At 72.2% G+C, this 15569-nt stretch carries 16 protein-coding genes; 9 read left to right on the top strand and 7 right to left on the bottom strand.

Annotated elements, in window-relative coordinates; translation table 11 throughout:
• The first annotated feature begins 88 nt into the window (after positions 1 to 88).
• From AB0I91_RS12050 to AB0I91_RS12025, 6 genes are all read left to right on the top strand, one after another.
• Positions 89 to 844, top strand: a complete 756-nt coding sequence (locus AB0I91_RS12050) for an MHYT domain-containing protein (protein ID WP_499613473.1) — start codon at positions 89 to 91, stop codon at positions 842 to 844.
• A 16-nt stretch (positions 845 to 860) separates the two neighbouring features.
• Positions 861 to 1397 carry a molybdenum cofactor guanylyltransferase gene (mobA, locus tag AB0I91_RS12045; RefSeq protein ID WP_498785295.1) on the top strand — a complete coding sequence of 179 codons (537 nt, stop codon included), beginning with the start codon at positions 861 to 863 and terminating at the stop codon, positions 1395 to 1397.
• A 134-nt stretch (positions 1398 to 1531) separates the two neighbouring features.
• Positions 1532 to 2563, top strand: a complete 1032-nt coding sequence (locus tag AB0I91_RS12040) for an AAA family ATPase (RefSeq protein WP_230565679.1) — start codon at positions 1532 to 1534, stop codon at positions 2561 to 2563.
• Positions 2564 to 2628: 65 nt separating this feature from the next.
• Positions 2629 to 3510 carry a DUF58 domain-containing protein gene (locus AB0I91_RS12035; protein WP_498785346.1) on the top strand — a complete coding sequence of 294 codons (882 nt, stop codon included), beginning with the start codon at positions 2629 to 2631 and terminating at the stop codon, positions 3508 to 3510.
• Positions 3510 to 4475, top strand: coding sequence for a VWA domain-containing protein (locus AB0I91_RS12030; RefSeq protein ID WP_230565680.1), 966 nt, complete (start codon positions 3510 to 3512; stop codon positions 4473 to 4475). The genes AB0I91_RS12035 and AB0I91_RS12030 overlap by 1 nt, the downstream gene beginning before the upstream one ends.
• Positions 4476 to 4484: 9 nt before the next feature.
• Positions 4485 to 5066 (top strand): DUF5655 domain-containing protein, encoded by a 582-nt coding sequence (locus tag AB0I91_RS12025; protein ID WP_498785292.1) that lies wholly within the window; start codon positions 4485 to 4487, stop codon positions 5064 to 5066.
• A gap of 35 nt (positions 5067 to 5101) precedes the next feature.
• Here the strand turns inward: AB0I91_RS12025 and AB0I91_RS12020 are convergent, their stop codons facing one another.
• From AB0I91_RS12020 to AB0I91_RS12010, 3 genes are read right to left on the bottom strand one after another with little or no spacing between them, the layout of a single operon-like run.
• Positions 5102 to 5986 carry a TAXI family TRAP transporter solute-binding subunit gene (locus AB0I91_RS12020; RefSeq protein WP_499613466.1) on the bottom strand — a complete coding sequence of 295 codons (885 nt, stop codon included), beginning with the start codon at positions 5984 to 5986 and terminating at the stop codon, positions 5102 to 5104.
• Positions 5983 to 7338 carry a sensor histidine kinase gene (locus tag AB0I91_RS12015; RefSeq protein ID WP_499636684.1) on the bottom strand — a complete coding sequence of 452 codons (1356 nt, stop codon included), beginning with the start codon at positions 7336 to 7338 and terminating at the stop codon, positions 5983 to 5985. Before AB0I91_RS12015 ends, AB0I91_RS12020 begins: the two co-directional genes overlap by 4 nt.
• Positions 7339 to 8025, bottom strand: a complete 687-nt coding sequence (locus tag AB0I91_RS12010; RefSeq protein WP_498785285.1) for a response regulator transcription factor — start codon at positions 8023 to 8025, stop codon at positions 7339 to 7341. It abuts the gene before it with no gap.
• A gap of 50 nt (positions 8026 to 8075) precedes the next feature.
• Here AB0I91_RS12010 and AB0I91_RS12005 point away from each other — a divergent pair, with 50 nt between their 5' ends.
• Both AB0I91_RS12005 and AB0I91_RS12000 read left to right on the top strand, forming a co-directional pair.
• Positions 8076 to 8810, top strand: a complete 735-nt coding sequence (locus AB0I91_RS12005; protein WP_499613459.1) for an ANTAR domain-containing response regulator — start codon at positions 8076 to 8078, stop codon at positions 8808 to 8810.
• Positions 8811 to 8946: 136 nt separating this feature from the next.
• Positions 8947 to 9660 carry a hypothetical protein gene (locus AB0I91_RS12000; RefSeq protein WP_499636682.1) on the top strand — a complete coding sequence of 238 codons (714 nt, stop codon included), beginning with the start codon at positions 8947 to 8949 and terminating at the stop codon, positions 9658 to 9660.
• A 69-nt stretch (positions 9661 to 9729) separates the two neighbouring features.
• Here AB0I91_RS12000 and AB0I91_RS11995 read toward each other — a convergent pair whose 3' ends face one another.
• Together AB0I91_RS11995 and AB0I91_RS11990 are read right to left on the bottom strand one after the other, a co-directional pair.
• Positions 9730 to 10890: a DUF6801 domain-containing protein gene (locus AB0I91_RS11995; protein ID WP_499636680.1), complete on the bottom strand. Its 1161-nt coding sequence runs from the start codon at positions 10888 to 10890 to the stop codon at positions 9730 to 9732.
• Between the two features lie 91 nt (positions 10891 to 10981).
• On the bottom strand, positions 10982 to 11593 hold the full coding sequence (locus AB0I91_RS11990; protein WP_498775704.1) for a DUF6801 domain-containing protein: 612 nt from the start codon (positions 11591 to 11593) through the stop codon (positions 10982 to 10984).
• Between the two features lie 244 nt (positions 11594 to 11837).
• Here AB0I91_RS11990 and AB0I91_RS11985 point away from each other — a divergent pair, with 244 nt between their 5' ends.
• A complete protein-coding gene (locus AB0I91_RS11985) occupies positions 11838 to 12464 on the top strand; it encodes a hypothetical protein (RefSeq protein ID WP_499636678.1) in 627 nt (208 codons plus the stop codon).
• Here the strand turns inward: AB0I91_RS11985 and AB0I91_RS11980 are convergent.
• On the bottom strand, positions 12433 to 13728 hold the full coding sequence (locus tag AB0I91_RS11980; protein WP_498775708.1) for a PucR-like N-terminal domain-containing protein: 1296 nt from the start codon (positions 13726 to 13728) through the stop codon (positions 12433 to 12435). The genes AB0I91_RS11985 and AB0I91_RS11980 overlap by 32 nt on opposite strands.
• Before the next feature lie 133 nt (positions 13729 to 13861).
• Positions 13862 to 15418 (bottom strand): AMP-binding protein, encoded by a 1557-nt coding sequence (locus tag AB0I91_RS11975; protein ID WP_499636677.1) that lies wholly within the window; start codon positions 15416 to 15418, stop codon positions 13862 to 13864.
• Positions 15419 to 15569 lie beyond the last annotated feature (151 nt).

Below are 15569 nucleotides of genomic sequence, written 5' to 3'. Positions count from 1 at the left end.
ACGCTGAGTAGAGAAATGGGCTACTTGGATTGCGAATGAATGAATTCACCTGGGCCGTTCTGGTGAACGTGATCACGGTGAGTTAGTAATGGGCGTGGACCACGACTCGATGCAGCACTTCTCCGACGGCCTCTCCACCCTCGTCCTCGCCTACGTCGTCTCCGTGATCGGCTCGCTCATCGGCCTCGCCTGCATGGCGCGCGCCCAAGCGGAGCCGGGCCGTGCCGCCAAGGCGCGCTGGACCGTGTTCGGGGCGTTCGCCATCGGGGGTGTCGCCATCTGGCTCATGCACTTCATCGCCATGCTCGGCTTCGACGTGCCCGGCGCCGCGATCAAGTACTCGGTGCCGCTGACCGCGTTGTCCGCCGTGGTGGCGATCGGGGTGGTCGGCGCCGGGCTGTCGCTGGTCACGCTGGTCCGGTTCACCCGGATGCGGCTGCTCGTCGCGGGCGCCCTGGCCGGGCTCGGCGTGGCGGGCATGCACTACCTGGGCATGTCCGCCATCCGGTTCCGCGGCGAGATCTCCTACGACCGGCCGCTGGTCGCGCTGTCGTTCCTGATCGCGGTGGTGGCGGCGACCGCCGCGTTCTGGTTCACCCTGGTCGTGCGGACGGCGTCGGCGCGCGTCGCGGCCGGGCTGACCATGGGCGTGGCGGTCACCGGCATGCACTACACCGGCATGGCCGCGGTGAACGTCGACGTCGACCCCGGGATGGCCGCGCCGCAGGGCACGTCCGCGTTCGACCTGGTGTTCCCCGTGTTCGTGACGAGCGCCCTCGTGGTGGCGGCGCTGCTGTGGATGCTCTTCACCGCCGACGAGGACGCGCTGGGCGAGCCCGTCTAGCGGCTACCGTTGGCCCGTGGCGTCCTGGACGGCGGTGGTTCTCGCGGGTGGTCGGGGCAGCAGACTGGGCGGCGTGGACAAGGCGTCGGTCGTGGTCGACGGGCGCACGTTGCTCGCCCACGTGCTGGACGCGGTCGCGCTCGCCCGGCGGAGGGTCGTCGTCGGCCCGCGCAAGGACGACGTGCCCGGCGTGACGTGGGCGCGGGAGGACCCGCCCGGTGGCGGACCGGTGGCGGGGCTGGCCGCCGGGCTCGCGCACGTCGCCACGGACCTGGTGGTGGTGCTCGCGGTGGACCAGCCGGGCATCACCCGGTCCACTGTGGACCGGCTGCTCGCGGCCGTCGGCGACACCGGTGCGGTCCTCGTGGACGAGGAGGGGCGGTCGCAGTGGCTAGCCGGGGCGTGGCGCACCGGGTCGTTGCGCCGAGCCGTGCCCGCCGACCCGCGCGACGTCTCGATGCGCTCGGTCCTCGGGCCGCTGGACCCGGTGCCCGTTGCCGCCGAGCCGGGTGAGGCGCGCGACGTCGACACCCCTGGTGATCTCGAACCCTGACGGGTGACCAAGATCGGGTGAAATGGGCGTGAGCTGCATCGCTGCCCGTTTCCCGGGCCGGACCCCTTCACAAGAGCCACACCGTCGGCAGGGGAGACTGGGGCACAGTCGTACAACCCTGTCGAGGAGGACCTTTGTCCGAGCCCGCCGCCGAGGCGTCCCACACGCCGGCTCGTGACGCCCAGTTGCTCGAACGCACCGTGTTCGAGGTCAAGCGGGTGATCGTCGGTCAGGACCGGCTGGTCGAGCGGATGCTCGTCGGCCTGCTGGCCAAGGGCCACCTGCTGCTGGAAGGCGTGCCCGGCGTGGCCAAGACGCTGGCCGTCGAGACGTTCGCGAACGTCGTCGGCGGCTCGTTCTCCCGCGTCCAGTTCACCCCCGACCTGGTGCCCGCCGACATCCTCGGCACCCGCATCTACCGCCAGGGCAGCGAGAGCTTCGACGTCGAGCTCGGCCCCGTGGTCGCCAACTTCGTCCTCGCCGACGAGATCAACCGCGCGCCCGCCAAGGTGCAGTCGGCGATGCTCGAGGTGATGGCCGAGCGGCACGTGTCCATCGGCGGCAAGACGTTCCCGATGCCCACCCCGTTCCTGGTCCTGGCCACCCAGAACCCGATCGAGAACGAGGGCGTCTACCCCCTGCCCGAGGCGCAGCGCGACCGGTTCCTGTTCAAGATCCAGGTCGAGTACCCGACGGCCGAGGAGGAGCGGGAGATCGTCTACCGGATGGGCGTCGAGCCGCCGGTGCCCAGCCAGGTGCTCGGCCCGGACGAGCTGGTCCGCCTGCAGGGCGTGGCCTCCCGGGTCTTCGTGCACCACGCGCTGGTCGACTACGTGGTGCGGCTGGTCATCGCGACCCGCGCGCCCAAGGAGCACCAGCTCACCGACGTGGCCGGGTGGGTCGCCTACGGCGCCTCGCCACGTGCCAGCCTCGGCATCATCGCCGCCGCCCGCGCCCTGGCGCTGGTGCGCGGGCGCGACTACGTGCTGCCGCAGGACGTCGTGGACGTGGTGCCGGACGTGCTGCGGCACCGCCTGGTGCTGTCCTACGACGCGCTGGCCGACGGCGTCCCGCTGGACCACATCATCACCCGCGTGCTCCAGACCGTGCCGCTGCCGCAGGTCTCCGCACGTCCGCAGACGCCGCAGCCCGCGGGCAGGCCGTGACCGAGCCGAACCCGCAGGGCGCCGACCGGCCCGGCTGGGCGCCGCCGGTGCTGCACGGCGGTCGGATGGAAGCGGCGCTGCGCACGCTCGAACTGGAGGTCCGCCGCCGGCTCGACGGGCTGCTCCAGGGCAACCACCTCGGCCTCGTGCCGGGACCGGGCTCCGAGCCCGGCGAGGCGCGGCCCTACCAGCCCGGTGACGACGTGCGGCGGATGGACTGGGCGGTCACCGCCCGCACCACCGTGCCGCACATCCGCGAGACCGTCGCCGACCGCGAGCTGGAGACGTGGCTCGCGGTCGACCTGTCGCCGAGCCTCGACTTCGGCACGGCGGCGTGCGAGAAGCGCGACCTGGTGGTCGCCGCGACGGCCGCGGTGGCGCACCTGACCCGTGGCGGCGGCAACCGGATCGGCGCCCTGGTCGCCACCGGCGAGAACCTCGTCCGGGTGCCCGCACGCGGCGGGCTGGCGCACTCGCGCGGCCTGATCCGCAAGGTCGCCGAGACGCCCCGCGCGCCCGAGGGCACCCGCGGCTCGCTGGCCGACGTGGTGGAGCAGCTGCGCCGCCCGCCGCGGCGGCGCGGCCTGGTCGTGGTGATCTCGGACTTCCTCGGCGGCACGGAGTGGCAGCGCCCGCTGCGCGCGTTGTCCGCCCGGCACGACCTGGTGGCCATCGAGGTGATCGACCCCCGTGACATCGACCTGCCCGAGGTGGGCCGGGTCGTGCTGGCCGACCCGGAGTCGGGCAGGCAGCGCGAGGTCGTCGCGTCGCCGCTGCTGCGCCGGGAGTTCGCCGCGGCGGCGGCCGAGCACCGCGCCGAGGTGGCCGCGGGCCTGCGTCGCGCCGGAGCGGGTCACCTGGTGCTGCGCACCGACTCGGACTGGATCGCCGACACCGTGCGGTTCGTCGTCGCGCGCAAGCGCCGCTGGTCGGGAGGGGTGGCCTGATGAGCCTGTCGGGTTTCACCGCGCCGTGGTGGTTCGTGCTGCTGGTGGGCGTGGTGGCGCTCGCCGCGTTCTACGTGGTGCTGCAACGCGTGCTGCGCAAGCGGATGCTGCGGTTCGCCAACCTGTCGATGCTGGAGAAGGTCGCCCCCAAGCGCCAGGGCTGGTACAAGCACGTGCCGGTGGCGTTGCTGATGGTCGCGTTCATCGCGCTGACCGTGGCGCTGGCCGGGCCCACCGCCGAGCAGAAGGTGCCGCGCAACCGCGCGACCGTGATGCTGGTGATCGACACGTCGCTGTCGATGAAGGCCACCGACGTGCAGCCGTCCCGGTTGGAGGCCGCGCAGGTGGCCGCCAAGTCGTTCGCCGACGGGCTCACGCCGGGCATCAACCTGGGGCTGATCTCGTTCGCCGGTTCGGCCACCGTGCTGGTCGCGCCGACCACCGACCGCGCGGCGGTCACGCAGAGCATCGACGGGCTGAAGCTGGCCCAGTCGACCGCGACCGGTGACGCGATCGTGGCGGCGCTGGCGGCGATCGACTCGTTCGGCAAGGTCGTCGGCGGCGCGGACGGGCCACCGCCCGCCCGGGTCGTGCTGATGACGGACGGCAAGGAGACGGTCGGCACGCGTGACGCGTTCGACGCGGCCGAGGACGCGAAGACGGCGGGCGTCCCGATCTCCACGATCTCGTTCGGCACCGAGGAGGGCGTGGTCGAGATCGAGGGCCGGCGGCAGGAGGTGCCGGTGGACGACGACTCGATGAAGGAGATCGCGAAGCTGTCCGGCGGCGAGTTCTTCAAGGCCGCGAGCGCCGAGGAGCTGCGCCGGGTGTACGACACGCTGGGCGAGCAGATCGGTTACGAGAAGAAGCAGGCCGACGCGTCGCGGCCGTGGGTGGCGCTGGGCACCGTGCTGGGGATGATCGCCGTGGCGGGTGCGCTGCTCTTCGGGCAACGTCTGCCGTGAGCGGGCAGTATGTCGCCCGTGGTGGTGGCGGAGAACTGGCGGGAGATGGTCGACTGGTCCGTGGCGCTGCTGCGCCGCGGCACCGGCGAGGGCGTGCCGGAGTGGAACCGGCGGGTCTTGTCGTCCGGTCTCGACAATGAGTGTGACCTGCGGGTTTGGCTGCGCGAGCAGGGCGTGACGGGGTATCCGCAGATGCTGCTGGTGATGGAGCGGTTCGGCTACCCGGAGCTGTTGAGCGCGTCGTCGGACGAGCTGGTGGACGCCCAGTACGCCGACCGGCCCGAGCTGCGGCCGATCCTCGACCGGCTGCTGGCCGAGGCGGCGTTGCTGGGTCCGATGCGGGTGCAGGCGCGCAAGACGTACGTGGCGCTGGTGTCGCCGCGCCGGACGTTCGCGATCGTGCAGGCGACCACCCGGACGCGGGTCGACCTCGGCCTGCGCCTCGCGGGCCACGAGCCGACCGGCCGCCTGGAGCCCGCGGGCCCGGTCGGCAACGACACCATCACCCTGCGGCTCGGCATCTGCAGCGCCGACGACATCGACGACGACACCCTGACCCACCTGCGCCACGCCTACACCGCCAACTCCTGACCCAGCGCGGGTCCCACGTTCGCGCGCGGGCGCGGTCAGCCGTGGAGGCTGCGGTAGGTGGCGGCGGCGCCGGGGTGCAGGGGGAGGCCGGCGGTGCCGATCAGGCTGCGGACGTCCAGGAACTGGGTGCCCAGCGTCTGGCGCGGCACCAGGGCGGCGGCGCGGGAGACCAGGGTGCGGGTGACGGCGGCGGCCACGTCGTCCGGCAACGACGCCCGGCACACCAGCAGGTTCGCCACCCCGATCGTCGGCACCTCGCGGGTCGCGCCGTACACGCCGACCGGCACCGGCACCTGCTCGTACACCGAACCGTGCGCCGCGCGCAGCTCGGGCACCAGCTCGGCCAACGGCAGCAGGCGGATGCCGGGCAGGCCGTCCAACGTCGGCGTCGGCACGCCGCCCGACCACAGCAGCGCGTCGATCCGCCGGTCCGCCAACGCCTGCGCCGCGTCACCCAGCCTGTGGTGCTCCACCCGCACGGAGTCGCGCAGGCCGAGCGCGACGAGCATCCGCTCACCGGACAGCGACGCGCCGGAACCCTCCGCGCCCAGGGAGATCGTCCGCCCGGCCAGGTCGGCGGGCGCCCGCGCGGGATCGTCCACGCGCACGACCAGCTGCAGGTAGTTCTCGTAGACCCGGCCCAACGCGCGCAGCTCCAGCCCTGGGTCGGCCACGAGCGCGGAGTCGGCCAGGGCCAGCGCGACCTGCGCCTCGCCCGACGCCAGCAGCACGAGGTTCGCCAGGCTGCCCTCGGTCTCCAACGCCCGGCCCCGCAGGTCCGGCAACTGCTCCGCGAGCAGCGTCGCGAAGTCGAAGTACATCCCGCCGCGCTCACCGGCGGCGATGGCCAGCTCACCCGACGGCGCCCCGCCCGTGCACCCGGCGGCCAGCAGCCCGAGCAGGAACACCCGCCGGTTCACAGCGCCGGCTCCAACGGCAGCGCGACCCGGGCGGTGAACCCGTCCGCCGACGACAGCCGCAGCACGCCCTGCCGCGCCTTGACCAGCTGGTCCGCGATCGCCAGGCCGAGCCCCGTGCCCGGCCGCCCGGACCGCCCGCGCCAGAACCTCGAGGTGGCCAACGCCAGCTCCTCCTCGCTCAACCCGGGTCCGTCGTCGTGCACCTCGACCCAGCCGACGCCCGCCGCGCGGTCCGCGCCGAGCGACACCCGCACCGCGCCGCCGTACTTGATTGCGTTGTCCAGCAGCACGTCCAGCACCTGCGCCAGGTCCGACTCCGGGCACCGCACCAGCACCGGCAACGCGGGCGTCCGCGGCAGCGGCACCTGCCAGAACCCGGCCCGGTCCACGGCCACCGCGCCCACGTCGGCCAGCTCCGGCTCACGCCCGCCGGCCGCGACCTCGGTCGCCGCGCTCTCCGCCGACGCCAACGCCAGCAGGCCGTCCAGCAGCGACTCCAGCCGTTCGATCTCGGCCACGCCAGCCGTGTACGCGCGCACGCCCTCCGGCTTGACCTGGCCGCTCAACGTGTCCATGCGCAGCCGCAACGCCGCCATCGGGTTGCGCAACTGGTGCGAGGCGTCCGCGATCAGCCGTCGCTGCTGATCGGCGGCCTCGGTCACGGCGTCGGACATCCGGTTGAACGACTCCGACAGCTCCCGCACCTCCGGCGGTCCGCTGCTGCTCGCCACGTGCGCCCGCCGCTCGCCCGCGGCCACCGCCCGGACGCCGGTCGCCAGCTCGGCCAGCGGCTTGAGCAGCCACCGCGTGACGGCCAGCACCAGCAGGACCGAGACGACGGCCGCCGCCAGCGCCCCGCCGAGGACCAGCAGCCACCGCGTGGTCACGTCCGCCGCCGCGCGGTCCACCGACGCCCGCAGCACCACCGCCCCGGCCACCCTGGTGCCCGTGCCGACGGGGCGGGCGAACACCACGTGCCCCGACGACCAGGGCTTCAGCGTCGGCACGGACGACGCGGGCTGGTTGCGCAGCGCGGCGTCCAGCACCCGGGCAAGCGCGGGGTCGTCGGACGTCAGGCCGGCCTGGGCGACCGGCTGCCTGCGTGCGTCGACGACCACCACCGGATCGCCGTACAGCTCGACGTACGCGGCGACCTCGTCCTCCAACGCGGCCTTGTCGCGGGTGGTCTCGGCCTGCTGGGCGAGCGCGGCGAACCGGTCCAGGTCACCGGTGCGCGTCAGCACGAACCGCTGCGTGCGCTCGGCGGCCGTGGACGACAGCAGCGGCACGGCGAACGCGGCCACCGCGGCGGCGGAGAACAACAGCAGCACCAGCAGCAGTCGGCGGCGCATTCACGTCCCCGTCTGCTCTTCGGCCCCGCCGACGGCCAGCCGGTAGCCGAAGCCGCGGATGGTGGTCAGCAGGCCGGGACGACCCAGCTTGGCCCGCAGCCCGGCCAGGTGCACGTCCAACGCCCGCGACACGGCCAGGTACGCGTCACCCCACACCTCGTCCATGAGCTGCTGGCGGCTGACCGCCGTGCCCGCGCGGCTGGCCAACGCGGCCAGCACGTCGAACTCCTTGGTGGTCAACGACACCTCCGCGTCGCCCACCACCACCCGCCTGCCCTCCAGGTCGATCTCCACGTCACCGACCCGCACCGTGCGGTCCTTCGGCCCGGTGAGCGCCGCGCTGCGCCGCGCGACCGCGTCCATCCGGGCCAGCAGCTCACCGAGGCGGACCGGTTTCACCAGGTAGTCGTCAGCGCCGAGCCGGAGACCGCGCACTATCGACCGCTCGTCGCCCCGCGCGGTGAGCACCAGCACGGGCACCGGCGACACCTTGCGGATCTTGCGCAGCACCTCCAGCCCGTCGGTGTCGGGCAGCCCGAGGTCGAGCAGCAGCAGGTCGAAGTCGCGGTGGACCAGGAGCGCGTCCGCGCCGCGCGCCACCCGGCTCGGCCGGTGGTCGTTGGCCTCCAGCGCCTCCACCAAGGCGTCCGCGACCCCGTCGTCGTCCTCGACGAGCAGCACGCGCACCCGTCCACCCCCTTTGGTTGGGGCGATTATGGCCGTTGAGGTGTAAACAAGTGGCTGTGAGCATTGACGAGCACGTGCCCGCGGTCCTGCTGGACGAGGCCAGCGAGGCGTTGGAAGAGCTTGCGGGCGTGCTGGCCGACGGCCAGACCCTGCAGGAAGCCCTCCAGCAGCTGGCCGAATCCGCCTCGCGGGTCATCCCGGACGCGGAGAACGCCAGCGTGACGGTGATCGACGCCGACGGCGCGTCCACGCTGGCGGCGACCGACGACAAGGTCCTCGCCATCGACGCCGACCAGTACGCGGCCGGTGACGGACCGTGCCTGGAGGCGTCCAGGACCCAGCGGCCGGTGCGGGCCACCGTGGCGGACGGCCGGGCCAAGTGGCCCGAGTTCGCCGTCGCCGCCGAGGGCGCGGGCGTGCGGGCCTACCTGTCCGCGCCGATCATGGTCGAGGACGACGTGCTCGGCTCGCTGAACCTCTACAGCTCCGAGGAGCGGGCGTTCGACCCGTTCGACGAGGCGTTGTTGCGGTTGTTCGTCACCGCCGCGTCCACCACGATCACCGGGTTCCGCCGCTACGAGCGGTCCCGCCGGCTGGTCGAGCACCTCCAGCGCGCGCTGGAGTCGCGTGCCGAGATCGACCAGGCCAAGGGCGTGCTGATGGCCGCGCACGGGGTGGACGCCGAGGAGGCGTTCGGCCGGCTGGTGGCCGAGTCGCAGCAGCACAACACCAAGCTGCGCGAGGTCGCCCGGAACCTGCTCGCGTCGGTGCGAAGACGGCCGTGATTGTCACCTCCCTGACAAAAGTCGAATTTCGAATTTTGCTTTCCGCAACAGCCGTGAATTGATCGGTTCGAGTGCTTCCGAGTGCGGTTAGAGTGGTCCGGAAAGTCGATTTCCCCATTCTGGTCCGAGGAGGAGCATGCGCAAGAACCGTGTCGCCGCGGCGGGATTCGCCGCCTTGGTCTCCGCCGCGCTCACCGCGTGCGCCGACGACCCGTCGTCGACGATGAGGACGTTCGACACGCCGCAGGCGCTGGCCGAGGCGAACCGGGTGGCCGCCGAGGGCAGGGGTTCGGTCACCGTCGACCTGGACCTCGCGACCAACGGCAAGGGCAGTTGCGGGTTGCGCACCGACGACTTCGCCGCGTCGTGCCGGATCTCCATCGCGGACGCCGAGGAGGTCGCGTACGTGATGGTGCCGGACGGCATCTTCGTGCGGATCCCGCAGGGCCAGGCGCCGCGGCCGGACAAGCCGTGGCTCAAGATCGACCCGGACGACCCGACCAACGCGCTGGCCCGCGCGATGGCGGACGTCGCCGTGCACATCCGCGACACCGCCGACATCCGCAAGGCGCTGCCCGAGGGAGCGCGGATCGTGGAGACGGCCGAGGAGTCGGTGTCCGGCAGGCAGACCGTCCGCTACACCGCGCACGTGGCGGTGGACGGGCGGGCGTCGGTGCTGAAGCTGTGGGTGGACGACCAGGACCTGCCGGTGAAGACGGAGGTGCGCACGCCGGTCGAGGGCGGTGAGCCGGTGCAGGTGGTCGCGCACTACCGCGACTGGGGCAAGCCGATCGACATCACCCCGCCCGCGCCGGACCAGCTCGGCGAGTTGCCCGCGCTGCCCGGCTGACCCCGGGCGACCGGCCCCCTCCGGCGGTTCGTCGGAGGGGGCCGGTCTCGTTGGTGGGCAAGGGGTGCGTCAGGTCCGGCGGCGGGCGCGGCGCAAGGCGAAGAGCACGCCCGCGCCCACGGTCAGGAGCGCGCCGCCAAGGACGAGCGGGCCGGTGATCGAGGACCCGGTGTCGGCCAGCTTGCCGTTGCCGCTCGGGTGGTTGACGATCGGGACCACGGCCTGCGTCGTCGTCGTCGTGGTGGTCGTGGCGCTCGGGCTCGACGTCGTGGTGCCGGCGCTCGTCGTCGTGCTGGTGGTCGTCGGAACCGTTGTGGTGGTGGGTTTCGTGGTGGTGGTGCTGGTCGGCTGAGTGGTGGTTGTGGTCGTCGTCGTGGTGGTCGGACGAGTGGTCGTCGTGGTGGTTGTGGTGGTGGTCGTCGTCCGACTCGTCGTGGTCGTCGTGGTGGGATCGGTAGTGGTGGGATCCGTTGTGGTCGGATCGGTTGTGGTGGTCGTCGGCGACGTCGTGGTGGTGGTGGGTTCCGTTGTTGTGGTTGTGGAGTCGGTGGTGGTCGTCGGCTCCGTGGTGGTGGTCGTTGTCGTGGGGTCGGTCGTCGTCGTCGTCGTCGTGGTGGTTGTTGTCGTCCCCTCGGACTGCACCGTGAACTCGTACAGGCGGGTCGACTGGCCCGGCTTGAGCGTGCACGGCGAGGTGAACGTGCCCAGCCCCGTCTCCGAACCGTCGGCGGTGCGCGGGGTCAGGGTGGTCACGAAGTCGCCGACGTCGATGGTCGTGGTGCCGGCGAAGGGGAAGCTCACCGACGGCGTGGTGCCCGTGGCGACCGTGTCGAACTCGCCCGACGGCGGGACCGCGGTCTTGGCCACGGTCAGGTCGGGCACGATGTCGAGCACCAACCCGGCGTTGTCGATCACGGTCTGCGCGGACGCGGTGCCTTCCACGGTCGCCGCGCCGACGAGCGCCAGGCCCTGCGTCGCCAGCTCCGGCACGGTGGCGGTGGCGGTGACGCGCGCCTCCGGGATGGGTTCGCCGACCACCGCGGTGTCCGGGAGGTCCTCGACCACGATCTCGACGCTCATGTCCTGTGCGCCGATCAACGGGAACGGGCAGTTGTAGACCAGGGTCAGCCTCGCCGTCGCCGCGCTGCCGACGCCCGCGCCCCACAGGGCCGATCCGCCGAGCACCACCGCGGTGACACCCAGCGCGGCCACCCGGTGCCGCAATCTCATCTCAGGTCCTCTCCTGCGAAACGTCGGGGCGGGCCGGCGACGTCGCCGGCCCGCCCGCGGTCGGATCACTGCCCGGTGCCGTCGACGACGGTCAGGCCGCCGACACGGTGAAGGTGTGGAGCAGCGTGTTCTGGTTCGCCTTGAGCGTGCAGGCGGAGGTGAACGTGCCGAGGCCGGTCAAGCTGCCGTCGGCCCGGCGCGGCGTCAACGTGGTGCTGAAGGCGCCGACCCGGACCGTGGTCGTGCCCGCCCTGGTGAAGGTGACCGGCGCCGTGCCGCCCGTGGCGATGGTGTTGAACGAGCCGGACGCCGGGATGTTCGTCTTGGCCACCACGAGGTTGGCCACGACGTCTTGCACCGCGCCCGCGTTGTCCACCGCGGTGCTCGCGACGGCGGTGCCCTCCACGGTCGTCGCGCCGACCAGCCTGAGCCCGAGGGTGGCGCTCGACGGCACCGTGGCGATGGCGGTCACCCTCGTCGGCGGGACGGGCTGGCCGACCACCGCGGAGTCGGCCAGGTCGGCCACGGTGATGCGGACGGTCACGTCCTGCGTGCCGATCAACGGGAACGGGCAGCTGTACGACAGGGTCAGGCTCTTGGTGGCGGCCATGCCGGTGCCCGCGCCGGCGAACGCCACCGATCCGACGACGGCGATGGCGGCCGCGAGCGCGCCGACGACCCTACGGCCAGTGAGTTTCAGCATGTGCGTCTCCTCGTCGAGAGCAGTGCGGAAAACAGGGGTGTGCGATGGGCGACGGAAGGCTACTCGTCAGTAAAGTAGCTTTGTCGCGCAGGCTCGGCAAGTATTTCTTTCACGTTTGCCCGGCTGTGTCAGAGGTGCGATAAAAGCGCTGGAAAGGTTTGTCACGCACATGACAAATCATTGATCGGCGCTTGTGCGGGCCGCGTCCGGGAAAGTAGTTTCGGAGAATGAGCGGAGCCGTGCGGTGAGGGTCGCGGTGGTGCTGGCCGCGGTCGCCGCGCTGCTGGGCGCGGCACTGACCCCGACGTGGGTGGTTCGCCACGCCGAGGTGCGCGCGCCGGTGTCGACGGCCGGCATCAAGGTCTTCTACGAGGTCGAGGGGGCGAGCCGGATCCACAAGCTCCAGTCCGACCTCGCCCTCGGCCCCGGCACCCTCGAAGCCGAGATCGACCTCGTCGACGGCACCATCACCGGCGACCTCTCGCTGCCGCCGAGCTTCGGCTACTTCATCGTGTTCGGCTTCGTGCCCAACACCGCGCGCACCGACCTGATCCCGGTCGCCAAGGTCGTCGGCACGATCAAGGACGGCTACGTCAAGGCGAACGCCAGGGTCGTCGTCAAGCTCGGCGAGGTCGCCGTCAACGAGCAGCCGCTGGACGTCGGGCAGGCGTGCCAGACCGTCGAACCCGCGTCGATCGACCTGGAGGGTCCGTTCGAGCTGGCGAAGATGCGGATGAAGGGCGTCTACACGATCCCGCCTTTCGGTGGCTGTCAGGGCCGCGAGCGGCTCGACCCGCTGCTGACCGGTCTGATCTCGGGACCGGGCAACACGATCGACCTCACGCTGACCTTGCTCCCGGGGACCCCGTGAACCCCGGCGGACCCGCCGGACCGAGCCTGCGCGGCTGTCCCCCCGCCCCGCCCAGCAATCGCAGCGCCCGCAGCGCGATGCCCATGTCGAACAACGCGTCCGGGTCGTGCAGCTTCGCCCCGAACAGCTCCTCCAGCTGCCGCAACCGGTAGCGGACCGTCTGCGGGTGCACGGCGAGGCTCGACGCGACCTCCGGCGCGCTGCCGCGCGTCTCCACCCACGCGGTCATCGTCTCCCGCATCCGCTGCTGCTGCTTCGGCGTCAGCCCCTCCAGCGGCGCCAGCGTCCGCTTCACCAGCTCCCGCACCAGCTCCTCGTCACCGAGCAGGAGCAACGTCGACAGGTGCTCGGTGGTGTCCACCATCGGCCGGTCCGCGATCACGCCCGACTGGATCAGCGTGATGGTGCGGCGCGCCCAGCGCAGCGACTGCCGCGCCGACGCCAGCGGCACGATCGGCCCGACGGCGGCGCGCCACCCGCCGAGCTTCTGCTCCAACGCGACCAGCTGCCGTTCGGGGTCGGTGAGCAGCAGGCACGGCTCGCTGCCCTCCAGGTCCATCAGGATGTCCTCGTGCAGCACCGGTATCGGCAGCTGGTGCTGGTCGGTGCGCCGTTCCAGCGCCACCACCAGCACCTTCTCCGGCAACGGCCAGTGCGCCGCCTCGGCCAGCTCGGCCAGCGCGTTCGGGTGGTAGCCCGGTTCGCCCAGCAGCAGTTCCAGCAATCGCTTGCGCCGCCGCTGCAACGCGCCCGCGTGCCGGGCCTGCGCCTCGGCGTAGCCCTCCATCGACCGCAGCGACAGCTCGTCGATGTAGGCGAAGATCGCCTCGGCGATCAGGCACATGGTGGCCAGCGGCACGCGTTCAGTCTGCCCGAACTCGGAGATCCGCCGCCACGCCACCCGGGCGCCGATCCGGTACGCCGTCTGCAGCAGGTCGAGGCTGCGCCCGGCGCTGACCTCGAGCTTGCCGAGCAGGCGGAACAGCTTGGCCCGGTCCTCCCGTTGCGCGGTCGGGTCGACCATCCGGTCGATGAACTGGTGTATCGCCTGTTCCACCCCCTCGACCACCACTTGGCCGAACATCCCCTCCAACTTCTGTGAATATTCGGCGATCTGGTTCTGGATTTCCCGGACCATGTCCACGGCCACGTCGCCGGCCCTGGCGCGGAACTTCGGCGCGAGGTCGGCGGGCAGTTGCTCCCACAGGTCCGCGTTCCCGATGAGCGGTAACTCGGAGGCTCGGAGTTCTCCGGTTCTGTTCATGCTGTTCGCCCACCACCAAACGGTCGGGTGTGATTCCGAACACTGTATTTTTGATCAAGAAAAGTTGTCAACCAGGGCGCACTCCCGTGACAAAGTCGCCAGTGTTGTCGTGCGTCGCATGACAAGAACGGCGCTAGCGGAGCTGCCGGCGCAGCACCTTGCCGGTCGCGTTGCGCGGCAGCGACGCCGTCAGCACGACCTCGCGGGGCACCTTGTGCCTGGCCAGCCGGTCGCGCACGAACAGCTTCAGCTCCTCCGGGTCGACCCGCGCGCCGGGCACCGGCACCACGAACGCGCGCAGCCGCTGCCCGAACTCCGCGTCGGGCACGCCGACCACCGCCGACTCCCGCACCTGGTAGTGCGTGGCCAGCAGGTTCTCCACCTCGCCCGGGTACACGTTCTCGCCGCCGGAGACGATCATGTCGTCCTCCCGGCCGTCGACGAACAGCCGACCGCTCCGGTCGAAGTGCCCCAGGTCGCCGGTGCTCACCAGGCCGTCGACGACGTCCTTGCCGCCACCGCCGGAGTAGCCGCTGAACCGCAGCCGGCTGCCCACGAACACCCGGCCGACCACGCCCGGCTCGGTGATCCGGCGACCCTGGTCGTCGTAGACGCGCACCTGGCACGTGCGGGGCGGGCGGCCGACCGTGCCGGGCGCCTCGCGCAGGTCCTCGGGCGTGGCCACGGTCGCCACCGCCACCTCGGTCGACCCGTACAGGTCGTGGACGACGTCGCCGAACCGCTTGGTCGCCTCGGCGGCCAGCGGGGCCGGCAGGTCCGCCCCGGAGCTCAGCACCACCCGCAACGCCGACAGGTCGTGCGACTCCAGCTCCAACGGGCCCAGGTCGAGGATCCGCCGGAGCATCGTCGGCACGAGCATCAACGCGGTGGCCCGGTGCCGCGCGACCGACTCCACCGTCCGGCTCGCGTCGAACCTGCGCGCCAGCACCACCGCCGAACCCAGGCCCATCGCCAGCACCAGGTGCGCGAAGCCGATGCCGTGGAACACCGGCGCGGCGATCACCGTCACCTCGCGCGACCGCAGCGGCACGCGGTCGAGGAAGTCGACCGCGGCGAACGGCGAGCGCACCTCCCGGTGCGCGCCCTTGGGCGTCCCGGTGGTGCCGCTGGTGAGCAGCACGACGTCGCCCGGCCGCGCCGGTCGTGGCGGCTCGCGGTCGGGCGCCGACCGGATCAGCTGGTCGAGGTCGCCGGTGGAGAACCTGGCCACCGCGGGCGGCGCCTCCGCCAGCACGGGCTCGAAGTCGGGGTCGTGCACCAGCGCGGCCACCCGTTCCCGGCGCACCACGTCCGCCAGTTGCGGCCCGGCGAACCCGGTGTTGAGCAGCAGCACCCGCGCGCCGATGCGGGCGCACGCCAGCATCGCCTCCACCGGCCCGCGGTGGTTGCGGCACAGCACGGCCACCACGTGCCCCGCGCCGATGCCGGCCGCGTGCAGGGCGCGGGCCAGCGCCGCGGACCGCTCGTGCAGGTCGGCGTAGCCGCACGGGCCGGTCTCGTCGATCACCGCCGTGGCGTCGGGCTGCTCGCGCGCGGCGCGGAGCACCGACCCGAGCAGCGGGCCCCACGCGCGCACCTCGACCAGCGACCGCAGCGCCCGATCGGGCCGGTGCGCTTGGACCATTCCGGCGCGGTGGAGCACCCGGACGCAGTGCGGCAGCTGTGACACGCGGGCACCCCCGATTCTCGACAACGCCGATCATTGTTAGCCGCACCGCGGGCCGGGGCGCCAGGCCCCGATCGGGTTTGTGCATCCAGGTGAGTGTTTCGCGAACCGATTTTGTCATGCGCTTGACAAGGATTTGCGGTTGCTTGTGCGG

It is taken from the genome of Actinosynnema sp. NPDC049800, from assembly GCF_040656635.1.
Lineage (GTDB): Bacteria > Actinomycetota > Actinomycetes > Mycobacteriales > Pseudonocardiaceae > Actinosynnema.
The sequence above is the reverse complement of the archived record's forward strand: the minus strand, read 5'-3'. Positions and strand labels throughout refer to the sequence as shown.

Excerpts from the sequence above, each read along its gene's own strand:
- AB0I91_RS12050 (WP_499613473.1), top strand. The coding sequence starts at position 89 with ATGGGCGTGGACCACGACTCGATGCAGCACTTCTCCGACGGCCTCTCC.
- AB0I91_RS12035 (WP_498785346.1), top strand. The coding sequence starts at position 2,629 with ATGGAAGCGGCGCTGCGCACGCTCGAACTGGAGGTCCGCCGCCGGCTC.
- AB0I91_RS12030 (WP_230565680.1), top strand. The coding sequence starts at position 3,510 with ATGAGCCTGTCGGGTTTCACCGCGCCGTGGTGGTTCGTGCTGCTGGTG.
- AB0I91_RS12025 (WP_498785292.1), top strand. The coding sequence starts at position 4,485 with ATGTCGCCCGTGGTGGTGGCGGAGAACTGGCGGGAGATGGTCGACTGG.
- AB0I91_RS12015 (WP_499636684.1), bottom strand. The coding sequence starts at position 7,338 with ATGCGCCGCCGACTGCTGCTGGTGCTGCTGTTGTTCTCCGCCGCCGCG.
- AB0I91_RS12000 (WP_499636682.1), top strand. The coding sequence starts at position 8,947 with ATGCGCAAGAACCGTGTCGCCGCGGCGGGATTCGCCGCCTTGGTCTCC.
- AB0I91_RS11995 (WP_499636680.1), bottom strand. The coding sequence starts at position 10,890 with ATGAGATTGCGGCACCGGGTGGCCGCGCTGGGTGTCACCGCGGTGGTG.
- AB0I91_RS11990 (WP_498775704.1), bottom strand. The coding sequence starts at position 11,593 with ATGCTGAAACTCACTGGCCGTAGGGTCGTCGGCGCGCTCGCGGCCGCC.
- AB0I91_RS11980 (WP_498775708.1), bottom strand. The coding sequence starts at position 13,728 with ATGAACAGAACCGGAGAACTCCGAGCCTCCGAGTTACCGCTCATCGGG.